Source organism: Herbaspirillum rhizosphaerae (genome assembly GCF_001189965.1).
GTDB classification, from domain to species: domain Bacteria; phylum Pseudomonadota; class Gammaproteobacteria; order Burkholderiales; family Burkholderiaceae_D; genus Herbaspirillum; species Herbaspirillum rhizosphaerae.
The window spans coordinates 1-17,645 of record NZ_LFLU01000011.1 but is presented as its reverse complement, the minus strand read 5'-3'; the positions used below and the strand labels follow the sequence as shown (position 1 = coordinate 17,645).

The 17,645-nt window shown below is 61.4% G+C and carries 11 protein-coding genes; 3 read left to right on the top strand and 8 right to left on the bottom strand.

The genetic code is table 11. The annotated features are described in order from the left end of the window. Positions 1-86: 86 nt before the first annotated feature. From AKL25_RS15375 to AKL25_RS15340, 8 genes are all read right to left on the bottom strand, one after another. Entirely contained in the window at positions 87-1,028 is a 942-nt protein-coding gene (locus AKL25_RS15375) for a hypothetical protein (protein ID WP_050478576.1), read from the bottom strand. Then, positions 1,025-3,733 (bottom strand): DNA mismatch repair protein MutS, encoded by a 2,709-nt coding sequence (gene mutS / locus AKL25_RS15370; RefSeq protein ID WP_050478575.1) that lies wholly within the window; start codon positions 3,731-3,733, stop codon positions 1,025-1,027. Before mutS ends, AKL25_RS15375 begins: the two co-directional genes overlap by 4 nt. Before the next feature lie 270 nt (positions 3,734-4,003). After that, positions 4,004-5,302 (bottom strand): guanine deaminase, encoded by a 1,299-nt coding sequence (gene guaD, locus AKL25_RS15365; protein WP_050478574.1) that lies wholly within the window; start codon positions 5,300-5,302, stop codon positions 4,004-4,006. A 131-nt stretch (positions 5,303-5,433) separates the two neighbouring features. Beyond that, entirely contained in the window at positions 5,434-6,525 is a 1,092-nt protein-coding gene (xdhC, locus tag AKL25_RS15360; protein ID WP_050478573.1) for a xanthine dehydrogenase accessory protein XdhC, read from the bottom strand. Between the two features lie 21 nt (positions 6,526-6,546). Beyond that, positions 6,547-8,925, bottom strand: coding sequence for a xanthine dehydrogenase molybdopterin binding subunit (xdhB, locus tag AKL25_RS15355; RefSeq protein WP_050478572.1), 2,379 nt, complete (start codon positions 8,923-8,925; stop codon positions 6,547-6,549). A gap of 12 nt (positions 8,926-8,937) precedes the next feature. After that, complete coding sequence (xdhA, locus tag AKL25_RS15350) at positions 8,938-10,449, bottom strand: xanthine dehydrogenase small subunit (protein WP_050478571.1); 1,512 nt, start codon at positions 10,447-10,449, stop codon at positions 8,938-8,940. Positions 10,450-10,659: 210 nt separating this feature from the next. Next, positions 10,660-11,952, bottom strand: coding sequence for an NCS2 family permease (locus AKL25_RS15345; RefSeq protein WP_050478570.1), 1,293 nt, complete (start codon positions 11,950-11,952; stop codon positions 10,660-10,662). A gap of 376 nt (positions 11,953-12,328) precedes the next feature. After that, positions 12,329-13,237, bottom strand: coding sequence for a LysR family transcriptional regulator (locus AKL25_RS15340; protein WP_050478569.1), 909 nt, complete (start codon positions 13,235-13,237; stop codon positions 12,329-12,331). 172 nt (positions 13,238-13,409) lie between these two features. Here AKL25_RS15340 and gcl point away from each other — a divergent pair, with 172 nt between their 5' ends. The 3 genes from gcl to glxR all read left to right on the top strand — a co-directional run bounded on the left by gcl (position 13,410) and on the right by glxR (position 17,198). Continuing rightward, the gene (gcl, locus tag AKL25_RS15335) at positions 13,410-15,185 is read left to right on the top strand and encodes a glyoxylate carboligase (protein WP_050478568.1); all 1,776 of its coding nucleotides are present in this window, start codon (positions 13,410-13,412) and stop codon (positions 15,183-15,185) included. A gap of 301 nt (positions 15,186-15,486) precedes the next feature. Next, positions 15,487-16,266 carry a hydroxypyruvate isomerase gene (gene hyi, locus AKL25_RS15330; protein WP_050478567.1) on the top strand — a complete coding sequence of 260 codons (780 nt, stop codon included), beginning with the start codon at positions 15,487-15,489 and terminating at the stop codon, positions 16,264-16,266. Between the two features lie 44 nt (positions 16,267-16,310). Beyond that, positions 16,311-17,198 carry a 2-hydroxy-3-oxopropionate reductase gene (gene glxR, locus AKL25_RS15325; RefSeq protein WP_050478566.1) on the top strand — a complete coding sequence of 296 codons (888 nt, stop codon included), beginning with the start codon at positions 16,311-16,313 and terminating at the stop codon, positions 17,196-17,198. Positions 17,199-17,645: the final 447 nt, after the last annotated feature.

The window sequence follows — 17,645 nt, the reverse complement described above, 5'->3', positions numbered from 1 at the left end:
GACGAAAGTCAGGACCCAGCGACGTATTTGCGTTCGGAGAACACAAGAAACAGCGATCTGACAAGCGCCATCATGCGCCGCAACAACTACTGCGAAGCCGGCGCCGATTTCGTCTCGTTCGCCAGCGTAAAGAGATTCGGCTTGCCGCCATCGACCGCAAACTTCGACCACCCCGACGCCACGCCGATGCTGCCCAGATTGCGGCGCCAGAGTATGCCGGCATTGGATTCGCTCTTCAGGTTTTCGCCATGCACCAGCAAGACCTTGCCGCGGAATTCGCCGGCCAGCGTGGTGATGCGCTGGCGCGCTTCGGCAAAGCCGTCGCGCTGGCCGCGCAGCAGGAAGGGACGCTGGCTCGGCTGCGCCAGCGGATTGCCGTCGGTGAACAGCACGATGCCGGCCATCTTCCTTTGCGTGGCGAAGGTGAACAGGCGCTGCAGCCAATCCTTGTTGGCGATCAGGCGGTCTTCGAATTCGCTGTTGCGGCCGCCGTCAGGCAGGAAGTGATTGTTGGCCGAAGGTAGGTTGATCGTCGCAAACAGGATGTTGCCGAACTCCCAGCGTGCGTTCTCGGTATAGCTGCGAAACTTCGGCGTCACCGACTGGCGGAACAGCGGTACCTTGCTGGCGCCGAATGAAAATTCATCGGGGAAGAACAGATCGCGCACGCGGTTCAGGCGTTCGATGGCGATGGAACCGTTCTTGTTGCGGCAACTAACCCAGTCGCTGGCGGCGAGCGAAACGATGACGCCGTTTTCCGCTTCCTTCAGCAAATCGCGGCGTTCGCTGTAGAGCGTGTCGCTGCACGGCTCCGCCGCCGATTTGATGCCGTTGACGACGACGAAGGCGAGATTGTCGGCATCGCTTTCGCCCAGTGCTTTGCGCAGCACGCCGTCATCCGGTGTGCCTGAAAACGAGTGGCCGATCACGCCGAACTGGAAGCTGTCTTGTGCCGTCGCCGCCTGCATCGCCGTGCCGCTGAGCACGGCAATGGCAAAGGCGAATGTGCGCAAGGGCTTCAGCTTCATGCGCCGCCCAGTTGTTTAAGACGGTACAGGGCTTCCAGCGCCTCGCGCGGCGTCATGGCGTCCGGATCGATATCGGCCAGAGCTTCCGCCACCGCCAGCGCGGCCGGGTCGGGAGCCGCGGACGAGCGCTCGTCATTTGTCTCATCCGCGTCGTCGTCGGCAGCGCGATGCGACGGCGCGCTGAACAGATCGAACTGCGGCGTGGTCTGCACCGATTGCGTTTCCAATGCGGTCAGATGCTTGCGCGCGGCGCGGATGACGGGCGTCGGTACGCCGGCCAGCTGCGCCACCTGCAAGCCGTAGCTCTGCGAGGCCGGGCCGGCCTGCACTGCATGCAGGAAGACGATGCTGTCCTTGTGTTCCACCGCCGACAAATGCACGTTGGATGCGGTCGGATGGACGTCCGGCAATTGCGTCAGCTCGAAGTAGTGCGTCGCAAACAGCGTGAAGCTGCGTGTCACGTCGATCAGATGCTTGGCGATCGCCCAGGCCAGCGCGAGGCCATCGAAGGTGGATGTGCCGCGGCCGACTTCGTCCATCAGCACCAGCGAATTTTCGGTCGCGTTGTTGAGGATCGCGGCCGACTCCGTCATTTCCACCATGAAGGTCGAACGGCCGCCGGCCAGGTCATCGGCGGCGCCGATACGCGTGAAGATGCGGTCGATCGGTCCGATGGTCGCGCTGGTCGCCGGCACGAAGCTGCCGATGTAGGCCAGCAGTGTGATTAGCGCCACCTGGCGCATGAAGGTCGATTTACCGCCCATGTTGGGACCGGTGATCAGCAGCAGCTTGCGATCGGCGCTGAAGGCGCAATCATTGGCGATGAAGCGTTCGATCTGGTTCTCCACTACCGGATGGCGGCCTTGCTCGATCAGGATGGTCGGCTCGCTCACCAGTTGCGGCGCGCACCAGTTGTTGCGCGCGGCATGATCGGCCAGCGCCACCAGCGTATCGAGCTGGGCCAGTGCATGCGCGATGGCTTGCAGCGTGACGATATGCGGCGCCAGATCCTGCAGCAACTGGTCGTAGAGGAATTTCTCGCGCGACAGGGCGCGTTCCTGCGCCGACAAGGCCTTGTCTTCGAAGGCCTTGAGTTCCGGCGTGATGTAGCGCTCGGCGTTCTTGAGCGTCTGGCGGCGGCGATAGTCGTCCGGCACCTTGTCGGTCTGGCCGTGCGTGACCTCGATGTAGAAGCCGTGCACCTTGTTGTATTCGACGCGCAGGTTGGCGATGCCGGTGCGGGCGCGTTCGCGTGTTTCCAGATCGATCAGGAACTGGCCGGCGTTTTCCGACAGGCCGCGCAACTCGTCCAGGTCGGCGTCGAAGCCGCGCGCGATCACGCCGCCGTCGCGCACCATGGCCGCCGGTTCCAGCATGATGGCGCGTTCCAGCAAGTCGACGCATTCGGTCGGCGTCGCCAGCGCTTCGTGCAATTCCAGCAGCAGCGGCGCGTCGGCATCGCGGCTGCACATGGCGACGTAATTGCGCAGCGAACCGAGCTGCTGCAAACCGGCGCGTAAGCCGGCCAGGTCGCGCGGACGCGCCGACAACAGCGCGATGCGGGTGGTGATGCGTTCGATGTCCGGCACCGCCGCCAGCGTCGCCGACAAGCCCGAGCAGGCGTCGGTGCGCATCAAGGCGTTGATGGCGGCATGGCGGGCCCTGGCGATCTTCTGATCGCGGCGTGCATGATGCAGCCAGTGGCGCAGCAGGCGCGAACCCATCGCCGTGCGGCAATGGTCGAGCAGCGAAAACAGCGTCGGTGCCAGCGCATTGGCGTCTTGCGCGCGGATGGTTTCGGTCAGTTCCAGGTTGCGGCGGGTGGAGGCGTCGAGGCCGATGAATTCGTTTTCCGATTCCACGGTCAGTGCGCGCACGTGCTGCAGGCCCTTGCCTTGCGTCGACTGGGCGTAGCGCAACAGCGCGCCGCCGGCGCCGACGGCCGCCGTCATGCCTTCCGCGCCGAAACCGTTGAGCGTGGCGACCGACAATTGATCCAGCAGCGACTTCTCGCCGCTCGGCTGGTCGAAGTGCCAGTCGGGCACGGTGGTCGATTTACCGCTGAGGATGTGCGCGTAAGCCGCTTCTTCGCTGTCGCCGACCAGCGTTTCGGCTGGCGAGATGCGTTCCAGCTCCTGCTTCAGGCGGGCTTCCAGCAAGGCCGGTTCGACCGTGAATTCCATGAGTTTCAAGGCGCCGCTGGCCATCGACAGCCAGGCCAGGCCGACCGTGACGGATTTGCGTTGCTTGCCGGAGGCGACGTTCATCGCCAGCAGCGGCCGTTCGGATTTTTCCGGCAGCAGGTCGGAGTCGGTCAGTGTGCCCGGCGTGATCACGCGCACCACTTTGCGTTCCACCGGCCCCTTGCTGGTAGCCGGATCGCCGATCTGCTCGCAGATGGCCACCGATTCGCCCAGCTTGATCAGCTTGACCAGATACTGGTCGACGGAGTGGAAGGGGATGCCCGCCATCTTGATCGGCGAACCGTTGGACGAGCCGCGCTGGGTCAGCGTGATGCCCATCAGGCGCGAGGCTTTTTCGGCGTCGTCGAAGAACAGTTCGTAGAAGTCGCCCATGCGGTAAAACACCAGCGTGGTCGGGTACTCCGCCTTGATGCGGAGATACTGGATCATCATCGGCGTGTGCTTCTCGCCGCCGGCGCTGCCGGGGTCGGATTCAACGTTGGATTTTTGGTGTTTGGTCATTCAGTCAATTGTCGACGCTGCTTCCATGGCATGGGAGCGGCGTCGTCTTGCGAAGGTTTTCGGGGTTCTGGCGATCTGCCATTTTACCGCGTGCGAGGGCCGCACACGAGGCTGAACTACAAGACGGAGCCAAGATGGTTCTGTCGCTAGCGGCAGTTGATAAAAAATCAATGTTTCGATGCTGTGCAGAATCGGTGTTCCACCGAGAAAAAAGGGCGAACCGTTCGCACGGCCCGCCCCAACTCCTCAAAGAAATTTTCGATCAGTGCTTCAGCGCGTATGCACGCAAACCCCCGCCGAATACGTCGCCGCAATCGCGCGGTCGTCGGCCAGGATCGCCAGTGCAAACAGCTGCTCTTCCAGGCTGTCCGTGGTGGCGCTGCGGCGTGCCAGCAATGGCGTTGCTTTCGGATCGAGCACGATGAAGTCGGCGTCGCAACCGGCTGCAAAATTTCCGATCGTGCCTTCCAGTTGCAGCGCGCGCGCACCGCCCAGCGTTGCCATGTAGAACATGCGTTGCGCCGCCAGATGCGTGCCGGCCATGCGGCCAACCTTGTACAACTCGTTCATCGTTTGCAGCATCGAGAAGCTGGTGCCGCCGCCGACGTCGGTTGCCAGCGACACCGGCATGCGCAGCTTGTCGGCGTTGGCGAAATCGAACAGGCCGCTGCCGAGGAACAGGTTGGAGGTCGGACAGACCGTCGCCACCGATTGCGTCGCCGCCATGCGTGCGCGGTCGGCGTCGTCCAGCCAGATGCAGTGCGCATACAGCGCGCGCTCGCGCATCAGGCCGTACTGGTCGTAGACGTCGAGATAGCTGCGGCTGTCGGGGAACAGTTCCTTGACCCATTTCACTTCATCGGTGTTTTCGGCAACGTGGGTCTGGATGTAGGTGTCGCGGTATTGCGTCGCCAGTTCGCCGGCCAGCTTCAGTTGCTCCGGGGTCGAGGTCGGCGCGAAGCGCACGGTGATGGCGTAGTGCTGGCGGCCCTTGTTGTGCCAGCGATTGATCAGTTCTTCGGTTTCGCGTGCGCCGCTCTCAGCCGTGTCGCGCAGGAAGTCCGGCGCGTTGCGATCCATCAGGCATTTGCCGGCCACCATGCGCAGGTTCAGTTCGCTGCTGCGGGTGAAGAAGGCGTCGACCGATTGCGGATGCACGGTGCAATACACCGCGGCCGTGGTGGTGCCGTTGCGCAGCAACTCGGCCAGGAAGAAGTCGGCCACTTCGCCGGCATGCTCGCTGCTCTCGAAACGGCGCTCGGCCGGGAAGGTGTAGGTGTTCAGCCACGGCAGCAAGCCCGGTGCGGGCGAGCCGATGATGTCGGTTTGCGGATAGTGGACGTGGGTGTCGATGAAACCGGGCGTGATGATCTTGCCGCGATAGTCGTGCAAATCGCAATCGACGGGCAGGGAAGCGGACAGCTTGCTGTAATCGCCGGCCGCGACGATCTTGCCGTCGGCGACGATCAGCAGGCCGTCGCTATGCCATTGCGTGGCATGTTCGTCGAAGGCCGGGTCGTTGCGGAAATGGAGCAGGCTGGCGCGATAGGCTTGCACGTGGGAAGTCATGATGATCCTTTAATCTTGGCTATTCAGTTGCGTGCTACCCTGCATAGGCGCGAGCGGCAACTGCGACAACTGAATGATAACGTGATGGGTGCTGGAACAGATACTGCTGAGGCGACGGTCCGGTTGTCCTTTTAGCTCCGGCCGTCCAGCAGGTGTGTGGCCAGCTTCGCCTTGATCTTGCGATCCGGCTGCTGAAAGCGGATTTCCCATAACTGCATCAGTTGCGCCACCACCGCGATCGCGATGCTGGCGGGTTCCTTGCCATAGATGCCCGGAATGCCGATCGGGCAGGTCATCTTGTTCAACTGCTCCTGCGTGATGCCGCGGTCGAGCAGGCGGTGTTCGAATTGCTTGCGCTTGGTGTACGAACCGATCAGGCCGTACCAGCCGATGTCTTCGCGCTTGAGGATGCGTTCGCTCAGTTGCTGGTCCAGCGCGTGGCTGTGCGTCATGACGAGGAAGTAGGCGTCCGGCTCGGCCAGGTCCACCACGGCGTTGGGCACGTCGGTGGCTTCGACCGTCACCTGCATCGGCAGGTCGGACGGAAACATGTCTTCGCGCTCGTCCACCCACAGCACGCGGCAAGGCAATGTCGCCAGCACGCGCACGATGGCCGCGCCGACGTGGCCGGCGCCGAACAGCACCACCTGCGGCTGATGCGCGCGGCAGCGGTCCAGCAGCCAGCGGCGGCCGTAGCGGTCTTCCGTCACGTGGGTATTGCCGGCGTCGCGGAACATCGCCGCGTCGAGGCCGTTGTCGGGTGCGCTCAGATCGCAGGCTTCGCCTTCCAGTTCATACAGCAGCGTCGGCTCGTTAGCCTCCAGCGCCACCGCGCGCCAGACGTCGACCCCGTTGCGCCAGTGATGTTCGAGTTCGCTCAGCATCGCGCCTGTGCGCGCATCGCTGTGTTGATCGATACGTTCAAAGGCGAGGAACACCACGCCGCCACAGCATTGACCCAGGCTAGGTCCGAGCGCGATGCGTTCGAATTTACGCGTGCTGGAGAATACCGCCGGATCAGCGTCCAGCATGTCGCGAGCAATCTGCGCCGCACGCCATTCCAGATGACCACCGCCGATGGTGTCGTACTGGCCGTCGGCCGTAAACACCATGCGCGCACCCGCCTCGCGCGGCGTCGACCCTTGAATGGTCGCAACCGTTACCAATACCGCCGCAGTGGCGCTATCGTGCAAGTCTTTGAGTGCGGCAAGCCAAGTGGTCATGAATTCTCCGGTCAATAAAAATTACTGCGTAACTTGTGCAGCCTTCACCGCATCAATCGCATCCAGAATCGCTTCGCTGGTCGCCGGTGCGCGCAGCGGCGGATTGATGCGATGTTCGCCGACCGCCGACACCGCGTCGCGGATCGCCAGCAAGACCGAGAACGGCAGCAGCAGCGGCGGTTCGCCGGTGGCCTTGGAGCGATGGATGGTGTCCGAGACGTTGCTGTTCTTGAACAGCTGCGTGCGGAAATCCGTCGGGCAATCCGACACCGCCGGAATCTTGTAAGTCGACGGCGCATGCGTCATCAGCTTGCCGTCCTTGTTCCACCACAATTCTTCGGTGGTCAGCCAGCCCATGCCCTGGATGAAGCCGCCTTCCACCTGGCCGACGTCGATTGCCGGGTTCAGGCTTTCGCCGGCGTCGTACAGCAAATCGGCGCGCATCAGGCGCCACTCGCCGGTCAGCGTATCGACCACCACTTCGGCGACTGCTGCGCCATAAGCGAAGTAGAAGAACGGATGGCCGGTCATGGTCTTGGAATTCCAGTGCACCTTCGGCGTCGAGTAGAAACCGTCCGACCACAATTGCACGCGTTGCAGGTAAGCCTGCATCACCAGCTGGTCGAAAGGAATCGACTGTTCGCCGACCGTCACCAGGCCGTCGGCGAAACGCACGTCGGCGGCTTCGGCGTTGAAATGCTTGGCGGCTACCTGCGCCAGCCGTGCGCGGATTTGCAATGCGGCATCCTGCGCCGCCTTGCCGTTGAGGTCGCTGCCGGTCGATGCGGCCGTGGCCGAGGTGTTGGCGATCTTGCTGGTGTCGGTGGCGGTGCAGCGCACCTGATCCAGCGGCAGGCCGAGCGCGTTGGCGACGACTTGCGCCACCTTGGTGTTCAAGCCCTGGCCCATTTCCGTGCCGCCGTGATTGACCAGCACCGAACCGTCGGTATACACGTGCACCAGTGAACCGGCCTGGTTCAGGTGCGGCACGTTGAAGGAGATGCCGAACTTGACCGGTGTCAGCGCCATGCCGCGCTTGAGGATGGTGTTCCCGGCGTTGAAGGCATGAATGGCTTTGCGGCGCGCCTGATAGTCGCTGGTGTGTTCCAGTTCGCCGACCAGCGCGGCGATCACGTTGTCTTCCACCTTCTGGCCGTAGTGCGTGGTGTTGCGCGCATCCGGGCCGTCGGCGTCGCTGCTGCCGTAGAAATTGGCGCGGCGTACTTCCAGTGCATCCTTGCCGAGATTGCGGGCGATTTCGTCGATGATGTATTCGATCGCGATGGCGCCTTGCGGACCGCCGAAACCGCGGAAGGCGGTATTCGATTGCGTGTTGGTCTTGCCGCACATGGCGTGGATTTCCACGTCCGACAGGTAGTAGGCATTGTCGAAATGGCAGACCGCGCGCGTGGCCACCGGGCCCGACAAGTCGGCCGAAAAACCGGCGCGCGAGACCATGTCGATCTTCGCGGCGACGATGCGGCCGTCGTCGTCGTAACCGATTTCGTAATCGTAGGCGAAGCAGTGGCGCTTGCCGGTGACGATCATGTCGTCGTCGCGGTCGGCGCGCAGCTTGACCGGACGGCGCAGGCGCACCGCAGCGACGGCTGCAGCGCAAGCCCACAAAGCCGATTGCGATTCCTTGCCGCCGAAACCGCCGCCCATGCGCCGGCATTCCACCAGCACGTCATGCGAGGCGACGTGCAGCACATGTGCGAGGTGATGCTGCATTTCGCTCGGGTGCTGGGTCGAGCAATACACATGCATGCCGCGGCCTTCCTTGGGAATCGCGTACGAAATCTGGCCTTCCAGATAAAACTGTTCCTGGCCGCCGACGTCGAGCTTGCCTTGCAGCTTGTGCGGCGCCTTGGCGAAGGCGTCGGCAGGGTTGCCGCGCGACAGGTGCATCGGCGGCAGTACGTAGGATTCGGCTTCGTGCGCAGCGCGCGGGGTCAGGATGGCCGGCAATTCTTCGTAGTCGATCACGGCCTGGCGCGCCGCACGGCGGGCGTTGTCGTGGGTGTCGGCGACGACCACGAAGATCGGCTGGCCGACGTATTGCACCAGACCGTCGGCCAGTACCGGGTCATCCTTGATGATGGCGCCGCATTGGTTTTCGCCGGGGATATCGTCGGCGGTGTAGACCGCGACCACGCCGGCGGAGGCCTTGACCTTGCTGAGATCGATCGCACGCATTTTTGCGTGAGCCTTGGTCGACAGGCCGAGCGCGGCGTGCAGCGTGCCTTGCAGCTCGACGATGTCGTCGGTGTAAGTGGCTTCGCCGGTCACGTGCAGGATGGCGGACTCGTGCGGATGCGGTTTGCCGACCTCGGTCCAGGCGGAGGAGGGCAAGGCTTGCGGATTCTTGACGGACATGAATTCTTCAGTTTGCTTGTTCATTGCGTTTCCTTCCTAAGCAATCTGTGGAGCAGTAGCAGAAGCGACAGCGGCATTTTTACCGTGTACAAAAGCGCTCACGGAAGCAGCCTGCAAGGGCGCATCGGCGCGCGTTTCCAGCCAGTAGCGATACAACAGGTTCTGTGCCGTTCTCATACGATACGCCGAAGAGGCGCGCATGTCAGAAAGCGGTGCATAGTCTTGCGCCAGCGCAAGCATTGCCGCTTTGACATTGGCTTCGCTCCAGTCGCGGCCATTGAGTTCTGCCTCGGCCAGTGCAGCGCGCTTGGGCGTCGCCGCCATGCCGCCGAAGGCGATGCGGGCGTCGGCCACCTTGCCGCCGTCGAGACGGAAAGCGAATGACGCGCACACCGCCGAAATGTCCTGGTCGAAACGCTTGGACAGCTTGTACACGCGGAAAGCCACATCCTTGCGCGGCAGCGGCACGCGCACGCCTTGCACGAACTCGTTCGGCAGGATGGCCGACTTCTGGTAGGCGATGTAGAAATCTTCCAGCGGCATGATGCGCTGGCCGTCCACGCCGTACAGCATGATCTCGGTGCCGAGCGCGATCAGCCACGGCATCGAGTCGCCGATCGGCGAGCCGTTGGCGACGTTGCCGCCCAGCGTGCCGGAATTGCGCACCGGCAGCGAGGCGAAGCGTTGCCACAGCTCGGTCAGTTCTTGCGGATATTGTTCGGTCAGCGCGCCGTAGGCTTTTTCCAGCGTGACGCCGGCGCCGATTTCCAGCCAGCCGTCCTTGCTGGCGATGTGGCGCAGTTCTTCCACCTGACCGATGTAGATGATGTCGCCCAGATCGCGCATGTGTTTGGTCACCCACAGGCCGACGTCGGTCGAGCCGGCCAGGATGCGCGCCTTCGGCAGTTCGTGGCGCAATGTCGCTAGTTGAGCCAGCGTGCGCGGCGCATGGAAAGTCTGGCCGGCGTGCGTGACTGACAGCGGTTCTTCGCGTTGAATGGCGCGCAAGGCATCCATCACCGGCGCGCGGTCGAACGTCACTTTCGGCAATTCACCCATGCGGCGCGCAGCGTCGATGATGGGACGGTAGCCGGTGCAGCGGCACAGATTGCCGGACAGCGCATCGTCGATTTCGCGCGCAGTCGGCGTGACGTTGTCTTGCTCATGCTTGAGATACAGGCCCCACAGCGACATCACGAAACCGGGCGTGCAGAAGCCGCATTGCGAACCGTGGCATTCCACCATGGCTTGCTGGGCAGGGTGCAGGCAGCCGTCGTTTTGCTTCAGGTCTTCCACCGTGAACAGCGCCTTGCCGTCCAGCGTCGGCACGAACTGGATGCAGGAGTTGACTGTTTTCAGTTCCAGCTCGTTGCCGCGCAGCTCGCCCACGACCACCGTACAGGCGCCGCAGTCGCCTTCCGCGCAACCCTCTTTGGTGCCGGTGCAATGCAGGTCTTCGCGCAGATGCTGCAAAACGGTGCGTGTATTGGGCAGGCCATCGACTTGATGGGTCTCGCCGCGGAAATAGAAGCGAATCGGTTCGGACATGGTGTGCTTTGCTATATAAAAATGGCTATTGAAAAACAATGAATCAAGATCTGTGCCGGGACCTTTTAGAGAGAAAACTTATTTGCCGCAATGGATTGTTGCGACAGATTGTTGAAGCACTTCTCTCTGGAAAATCCTTGGTTTCCTTGCTACTTTCACATCGACCGGCATCGCATCGCTGAGTGACGTTGCGACGCCGGTTTCATGTTCTTACAGGTAAATCAATTTGAACAAGAAAATCGCAGCAATCACCCAGATCACTTTCGAAACTTCCTTGTAGCGACCGGTCATCAGCTTCAGTGCGGCATAGCTGATGAAGCCCAGCGCCAGACCGTTGGCGATTGAATACGTGAACGGCATCACCAGTGCGGTGATGACGGCAGGCACGCATTCGGTGGTGTCGTTCCAGTCGATGTCGACCAGTTCGCGCAGCATCAGGCAGGCCACGAAGAACAGCGCCGGCGCCGTTGCATAGTCAGGGACCACGCCAGCCAGCGGCGCAATGAACAAACACAGCAAGAACAACACGGCAATCGCGACTGCAGTCAGACCGGTGCGGCCGCCTGCTTGCACGCCGGCTGCACTTTCAATATAGGCAGTGGTGCTCGAAGTGCCAAGCAGCGAACCGGCGACGATGGCGGTGCTGTCTGCCAGCAGGGCCTTATTGATGCGTTCCATCTTGCCGTCCTTGACCAGGCCGGCGCGTTGCGCCACACCCATCAGCGTGCCGGTGGCATCGAACAACTCAACCAGGAAGAACACCAGCACCACGTTCAGCAGGCCCATCGAGATCGCGCCCTTCAGATCCAGCTGGAACAGCGTCGGCGAGATCGATGGCGGCGCCGAGAACACACCGTCGAAATGATTGCCGCCGAAGATGAAGCTCAGCACGGTCACGGTCAGGATGCCAATCAGCAACGCGCCGCGCACCTTCAGCTTGTCCAGCGCCACGATCACCAGGAAGCCGACTACCGCCAGCACGGCAGGGGCGTGGTGCAGGTTGCCCATGGTGACGAAGGTGGCAGGGCTAGCCGCGACGATGCCGGCGTTTTTCAGCGACACCAGCGCGAGGAATAACCCCACCCCCGCCGGTATCGCCGTACGCAGCGAATGCGGAATGCTGTTGATGATCAGCTCGCGGATGCGGAACAGGCTCACCAGCAGGAACAGGCAGCCCGAGATGAACACCGCGCCCAGCGCAGCCTGCCACGGGAAGCCCATGCCCTTGACCACGGCGTAGGCAAAGTAGGCGTTCAAGCCCATGCCCGGCGCCAGGCCGATCGGGTAGTTGGCATATAGGCCCATGATCAAGGTGCCGATTGCCGCCGCCACACAGGTAGCGACAAAAACGGAGTCTTTCGGCATACCGGCATCCCCGAGTATGGATGGGTTGACGAAGATGATGTATGCCATCGTCAGAAAGGTCGTGAGACCGGCCAGCAACTCGGTGCGTACAGTCGTACCGTTGTCGCTCAGTTTGAAATAGTTGTCCAGAAAAGTCATGAGAATTGTCTCCGTTTACGCAGTACGCGGTTCTTTTTTATACGCCAGAAAACTCGCGGATTTCTCAGGTCCACAAAAAATGGGCGTTCTGATTTGCATCTTGTTATTTGCCGCTTCCCATCCCTGATGACAAGCACGGAAACCGGCTGTGAGCAGATTGATTGCAGCGTATGTAATGTCGTTGAAATATTTGGTGAAAAAGTAAGGCATAGGGAATATCAACTATAAGCTTATGGGTATATGGCGATAAGGAATTCAAATAGTGACGATTTGCCATCGTACCAATCGGGGAATTCCTGATCGGAATGTATCGAATCGCAAAGGGCTGGGGGCCTGATCGCGAAATTAAGCTGCGCCGGTGGCCGTATTTGGCCCTTCAACCCTTGGTCCAGTAATCCGGCTGCGAATATACCTCCTTCAGATAATCGATAAAGAAACGCGTCTTCGCCGGCAGGTGCCGTTGTTGCGGATACACAGCCATGATGTCGTAATGGGGCAGGGCGTATTCGTCCAGCACCGTGATCAGTTCGCCCGAGGCCAGCTGCGACTGGATCTCCCAGGTTGAACGCCACGCCAGTCCCAGGCCCTCGCTGGCCCAGCGGTGCAGCAGCTCGCCGTCGTTACAATCCAGATTGCCCTGCGCGCGGATGATCACCGGCTTGCCGCCTTGCTGGAAATACCAGCCGCGCTGCTGCCCGCCCTGCAGGTTGAAGGCCAGGCAGTTGTGATCGGCCAGGTCGTCCAGCGTCTTGGGGATGCCGTTGCGGTGCAGGTATTCCGGCGCGGCGCACACCACGCGGCGGTTGCTGGCCAGCTTCACGGCAACGAAGCTCGGCTCGATCGCGCCGCCGATGCGGATGCCCAGGTCATAACCTTCGCGCACCAGGTCCACCACGCGGTCGGTCAGGTTGAACGAGATCTGCACTTCCGGATGATGGGCAAGAAAAGCCGGCGCATGCGGCGCCACGTGCAGCCGTCCATACGCCGCCGGCGTTGAGACCACCAGATGGCCGGTGGCCTTGTGGCGGCCTTCGGCGATGCTCTTTTCCGCTACTTCGATATCGCCCAGCAGCTTGCGGCAATGATCGAGAAAAACGCTGCCTTGTTCGGTCAGCGTCAGATGCCGGGTGGTGCGATGCATGAGCTTGGTGCCGAGGCGTTTTTCCAGGGCGTCGATGCGCCGGCCCAGCATCACGGGGGTGATGTTTTCTTCCAGCGCCGCCGCCGCGAGGCTGCCTTTTTCGACGACCGAGACGAAAGCCTCGATTTGTTTGAGTTTGTCCATAAGTCCTCCTTATTCCATACTTTTTCTATATTTCCATATTTTTAGTACGGAATAAACAGATATTTAGTCTTCTTATCAAACATTATTGTTGGCTATAGGATGCATCTCACTGGTCGAGGGGCATCGCTGTTTGCTTCCCGGCGTATTAGACATTGCACACCAAGGAGGCAACATGGCAAAGATGAAGGCAGTAGACGCAGCGGTATATGTGCTGGAAAAAGAGGGCTGCCTGCAAGCCTTCGGCGTGCCCGGCGCGGCGATCAATCCATTCTACTCGGCGCTGAAACGCCATGGCGGGATCAAACATGTGCTGGCGCGCCACGTCGAAGGCGCATCGCACATGGCCGAGGGCTACACTCGCGCCAAGGCCGGCAACATCGGCCTGTGCATCGGCACCTCCGGCCCGGCCGGCACCGACATGATCACCGGCCTGTATTCCGCCCAGGCCGACTCGATCCCCATCCTGTGCATCACCGGTCAGGCGCCGCGTGCACGTTTGTATAAAGAAGACTTCCAGGCCGTCGATATCGAATCGATCGCCAAGCCGGTCACCAAGTGGGCCGTCACCGTGCGCGAACCGGCGCTGGTGCCGCGCGTGTTCCAGCAGGCTTTCCACCTGATGCGCTCGGGCCGTCCCGGTCCGGTGCTGATCGACCTGCCGTTCGACGTGCAAATGGCCGAGATCGAATTCGACCCGGACACCTACGAGCCGCTGCCGGTCTATCGTCCGTCGGCCACCCGCGCCCAGATCGAAAAAGCGCTGACCATGCTGAACCAGTCCGAGCGTCCTCTGCTGACCATCGGCGGCGGCGTGGTCAACGCCGATGCCGCCGAGCTGGCGGTGGAATTTGCCGAACTCACCGGCGTGCCGGTCATCCCGACCTTGATGGCCTGGGGCGCGATTCCCGACGATCACCCGCAAATGGCCGGCATGGTCGGTCTGCAGACCAGCCACCGCTACGGCAACGCCACCATGCTGGCGTCCGACTTCGTGCTCGGCATCGGCAACCGCTGGGCCAACCGTCACACCGGTTCCATCGAAGTCTTCACCAAGGACCGCAAGTTCGTCCACGTCGACATCGAGCCGACCCAGATCGGCCGCGTGTTCGGTCCGGACTACGGCATCGTCTCCGACGCCAAGGCGGCATTGAAGCTGTTCATCGAAGTGGCGAAAGAATTGAAAGCCGCCGGCAAGCTGCCGGACCGCTCGGCATGGCTGGCCGAATGCCAGGAGCGCAAGCGCACCCTGCATCGCCGCACGCATTTCGAAGAAGTGCCGATCAAGCCGCAACGCGTCTACGAAGAAATGAATCGCGCCTTCGGCCGCGACACCTGCTACGTCAGCACCATCGGCCTGTCGCAGATCGCCGCCGCGCAATTCCTGCACGTCTACAAAGACCGCCACTGGATCAACTGCGGCCAGGCCGGTCCGCTGGGCTGGACGATTTCCGCCGCGCTGGGTGTGTGCGCAGCCGATCCGCAGCGCAAGGTGGTGGCGATCTCGGGCGACTACGACTTCCAGTTCATGATCGAAGAACTCGCCGTCGGCGCGCAATTCAATCTGCCGTATCTGCACGTGGTGGTGAACAACTCCTACCTCGGCCTGATCCGCCAGGCGCAACGCGGCTTCGAGATGGACTACTGCGTGCAGCTGGCGTTCGAAAACATCAACGCCCCCGAACTCAACGGCTACGGCGTCGACCACGTCGCCGTGGTGGAAGGCCTGGGCTGCAAGGCGATCCGCGTCACCAACCCGAACGAAATCCAGGACGCCTTCGCCGTGGCGCAGCGCTGGATGGCCGAGTACCGCGTGCCGGTGGTGGTGGAAATCATCCTTGAACGCGTCACCAATATCGCGATGGGCACCGAGATCAATGCGATCAACGAGTTCGAAGAACTGGCCACCAAGCGCGAACATGCGCCGACGGCGATCAGTTTGCTGGACTAGGAATAGTCGCGAAGAGATAGCGATAAGCAGGAAGAAAGATCACCAGAGGAGACAACGACGGAGGAGTTCCATCACTTCTCCGTCGTCCCGGCGAACGCCGGGACCCAGCGTCGTCAGCGCATCGACGTCGCCGGGAACGATAGCGGAAAACTAAACCAGTTTGCCGGCACATGTCGCCATGTGCCGAGCGAACAACCGCCGTCGCCATTGCAGCAAGCCACCGGGTCCCGGCGTTCGCCGGGACGACGGTGGTGTGTTTGACGATGCATTAACAAGCACCACGACCACCAAGGACACACACATGACCAAACTCGCCGCCAACCTGACCATGCTCTTCACCGAGCTGCCGTTCCTGGAGCGTTTCCGCGCTGCTGCGCAAGCCAACTTCAAGGCAGTGGAATTCTTGTTCCCGTACGCCTTCGAACCGGCGCAGATCGCCGAGCAGCTGCGCAAGAACGAACTGGAACTGGTCTTGCACAATCTGCCCGCAGGCAACTGGGAAGCCGGCGAGCGCGGCATCGCCTGTCGTCCCGATCGCGTCAATGAATTCCGCCAGGGCGTCGACGACGGCATCCGCTACGCCAAGGTGCTCGGCGTGAAGCAACTGAACTGCCTGGTCGGTATCCAGCCGCAAGGCGTCAGCGCCGCCGCCGCGCGCGAAACCCTGGTTGCCAATCTGAAGTTCGCCGCCGACAAACTGCAAGCCGAAGGCATTGCCTTGCTGATCGAACCGATCAACTATTTCGACATCCCCGGCTTCTTCCTCAACACTACCAAGCAGGCCGCGGAACTGATCGCCGCCACCGGTTCCAACAACCTGTTCATCCAGTACGACATCTATCACATGCAGCGCATGGAAGGCGAACTGGCCAACACCATCAAGGCCAATCTCTCGCTGATCCGCCATGTACAACTGGCCGACAACCCGGGCCGTTTCGAACCCGGCACCGGCGAGATCAACTACCGCTTCCTGTTCAAGTACCTGAACGAGATCGGCTATCAGGGCTGGATCGGCTGCGAGTATAAGCCTAAGGCCGGCACCGTCGAAGGGCTGGGCTGGCGCGCAGCGCACGGTCTTTAATCGCCCATCGCAACGAATTCATTTCATCTTAGAGGAGACACATCATGGCAAAAGTCGGATTCATCGGATTAGGCATCATGGGTTCGCCCATGGCGGACAACCTGCAAAAGGGCGGCCACAAGCTCTACCTGCACGATCAGAAAAATCCGCCGGCAGCATTGATCGAAGGCGGCGCCACCGTCTGCACATCGGGCGCAGAAGTCGCCAAGCGCGCCGACATCATCATCGTGATGGTGCCGGACACCCCGCACGTTGAAGCCGTGCTGTTCAGCAAAGGCGGTGTCGCCGAAGGTTTGAGCGCCGGCAAGATCGTGGTCGACATGAGCTCGATCTCGCCGATCGCCACCAAAGGTTTCGCGCAGAAGATCAACGCACTGGGTTGCGAATACCTGGACGCACCGGTCTCCGGCGGCGAAGTCGGCGCCAAGGCGGCCTCGCTGACCATCATGGTCGGCGGCAATGAGTCGGCGTTCAACGACGTCAAGCCGCTGTTTGAACTGATGGGCAAGAACATCACCCTGGTCGGCGGCAACGGCGACGGCCAGACCACTAAGGTCGCCAACCAGATCATCGTCGCGCTGAACATTCAGGCGGTGGCTGAAGCGTTGCTGTTTGCGTCCAAGGCCGGTGCAGATCCTGCGCGCGTGCGCCAGGCGCTGATGGGCGGGTTTGCTTCTTCTCGTATTTTGGAGGTGCATGGCGAGCGCATGGTCAAGCGTACTTTCAATCCGGGCTTCCGCATTGAGCTGCATCAGAAGGATTTGAATCTGGCGTTGCAGGGTGCCAAGGCTTTGGGCGTCAGTTTGCCTAATACGGCGATGGCGCAGGAGTTGATGAATGCTTGTGCGGCGAATGGGATGAGTGGCTTGGATCACTCGGCGTTGTGCCGGGCGATTGAGTTGATGTCGAATCATGAGATTGCCAAGGGCTGATTGATAGCTTGCAAAGGGCTTGTCGTCCTGACGTAAGTCAGGACCCAGTGGCGTTCGTTGTTCCGACTGGCCTTTTGTGGGTAGCTTCGGTTTTTCTTTCTTCGATCAACCCTTCGCCGGGGGTAGCCCGGCAGCTACTCACTTTTCTTGCTCCGCCAAGAAAAGTAAGCAAAAGAAGGCGGCCGCGGTTCGTAGCCCCCTTCGGGGGTTCCCGGTGTCGGCAGGTACAAATCGGGAGGGGAAAACAACTCGCTGCGCTCAGACATTTTTCCCCTCTTTATCCGATTTGCACCTGCCGCCACCGGCTACTCTCAAGCGGACTTCGAGACTGGCTCGCTGCGCATCGCCAGGGGACTGAGGTGGTTTTCACTTGTCTGGTCTCTTTTGCTTTGTCGTTCCAACGAAAGTTGGAACCCAGCGTCGTGACGAAGTTTGAAGATGCGCTGA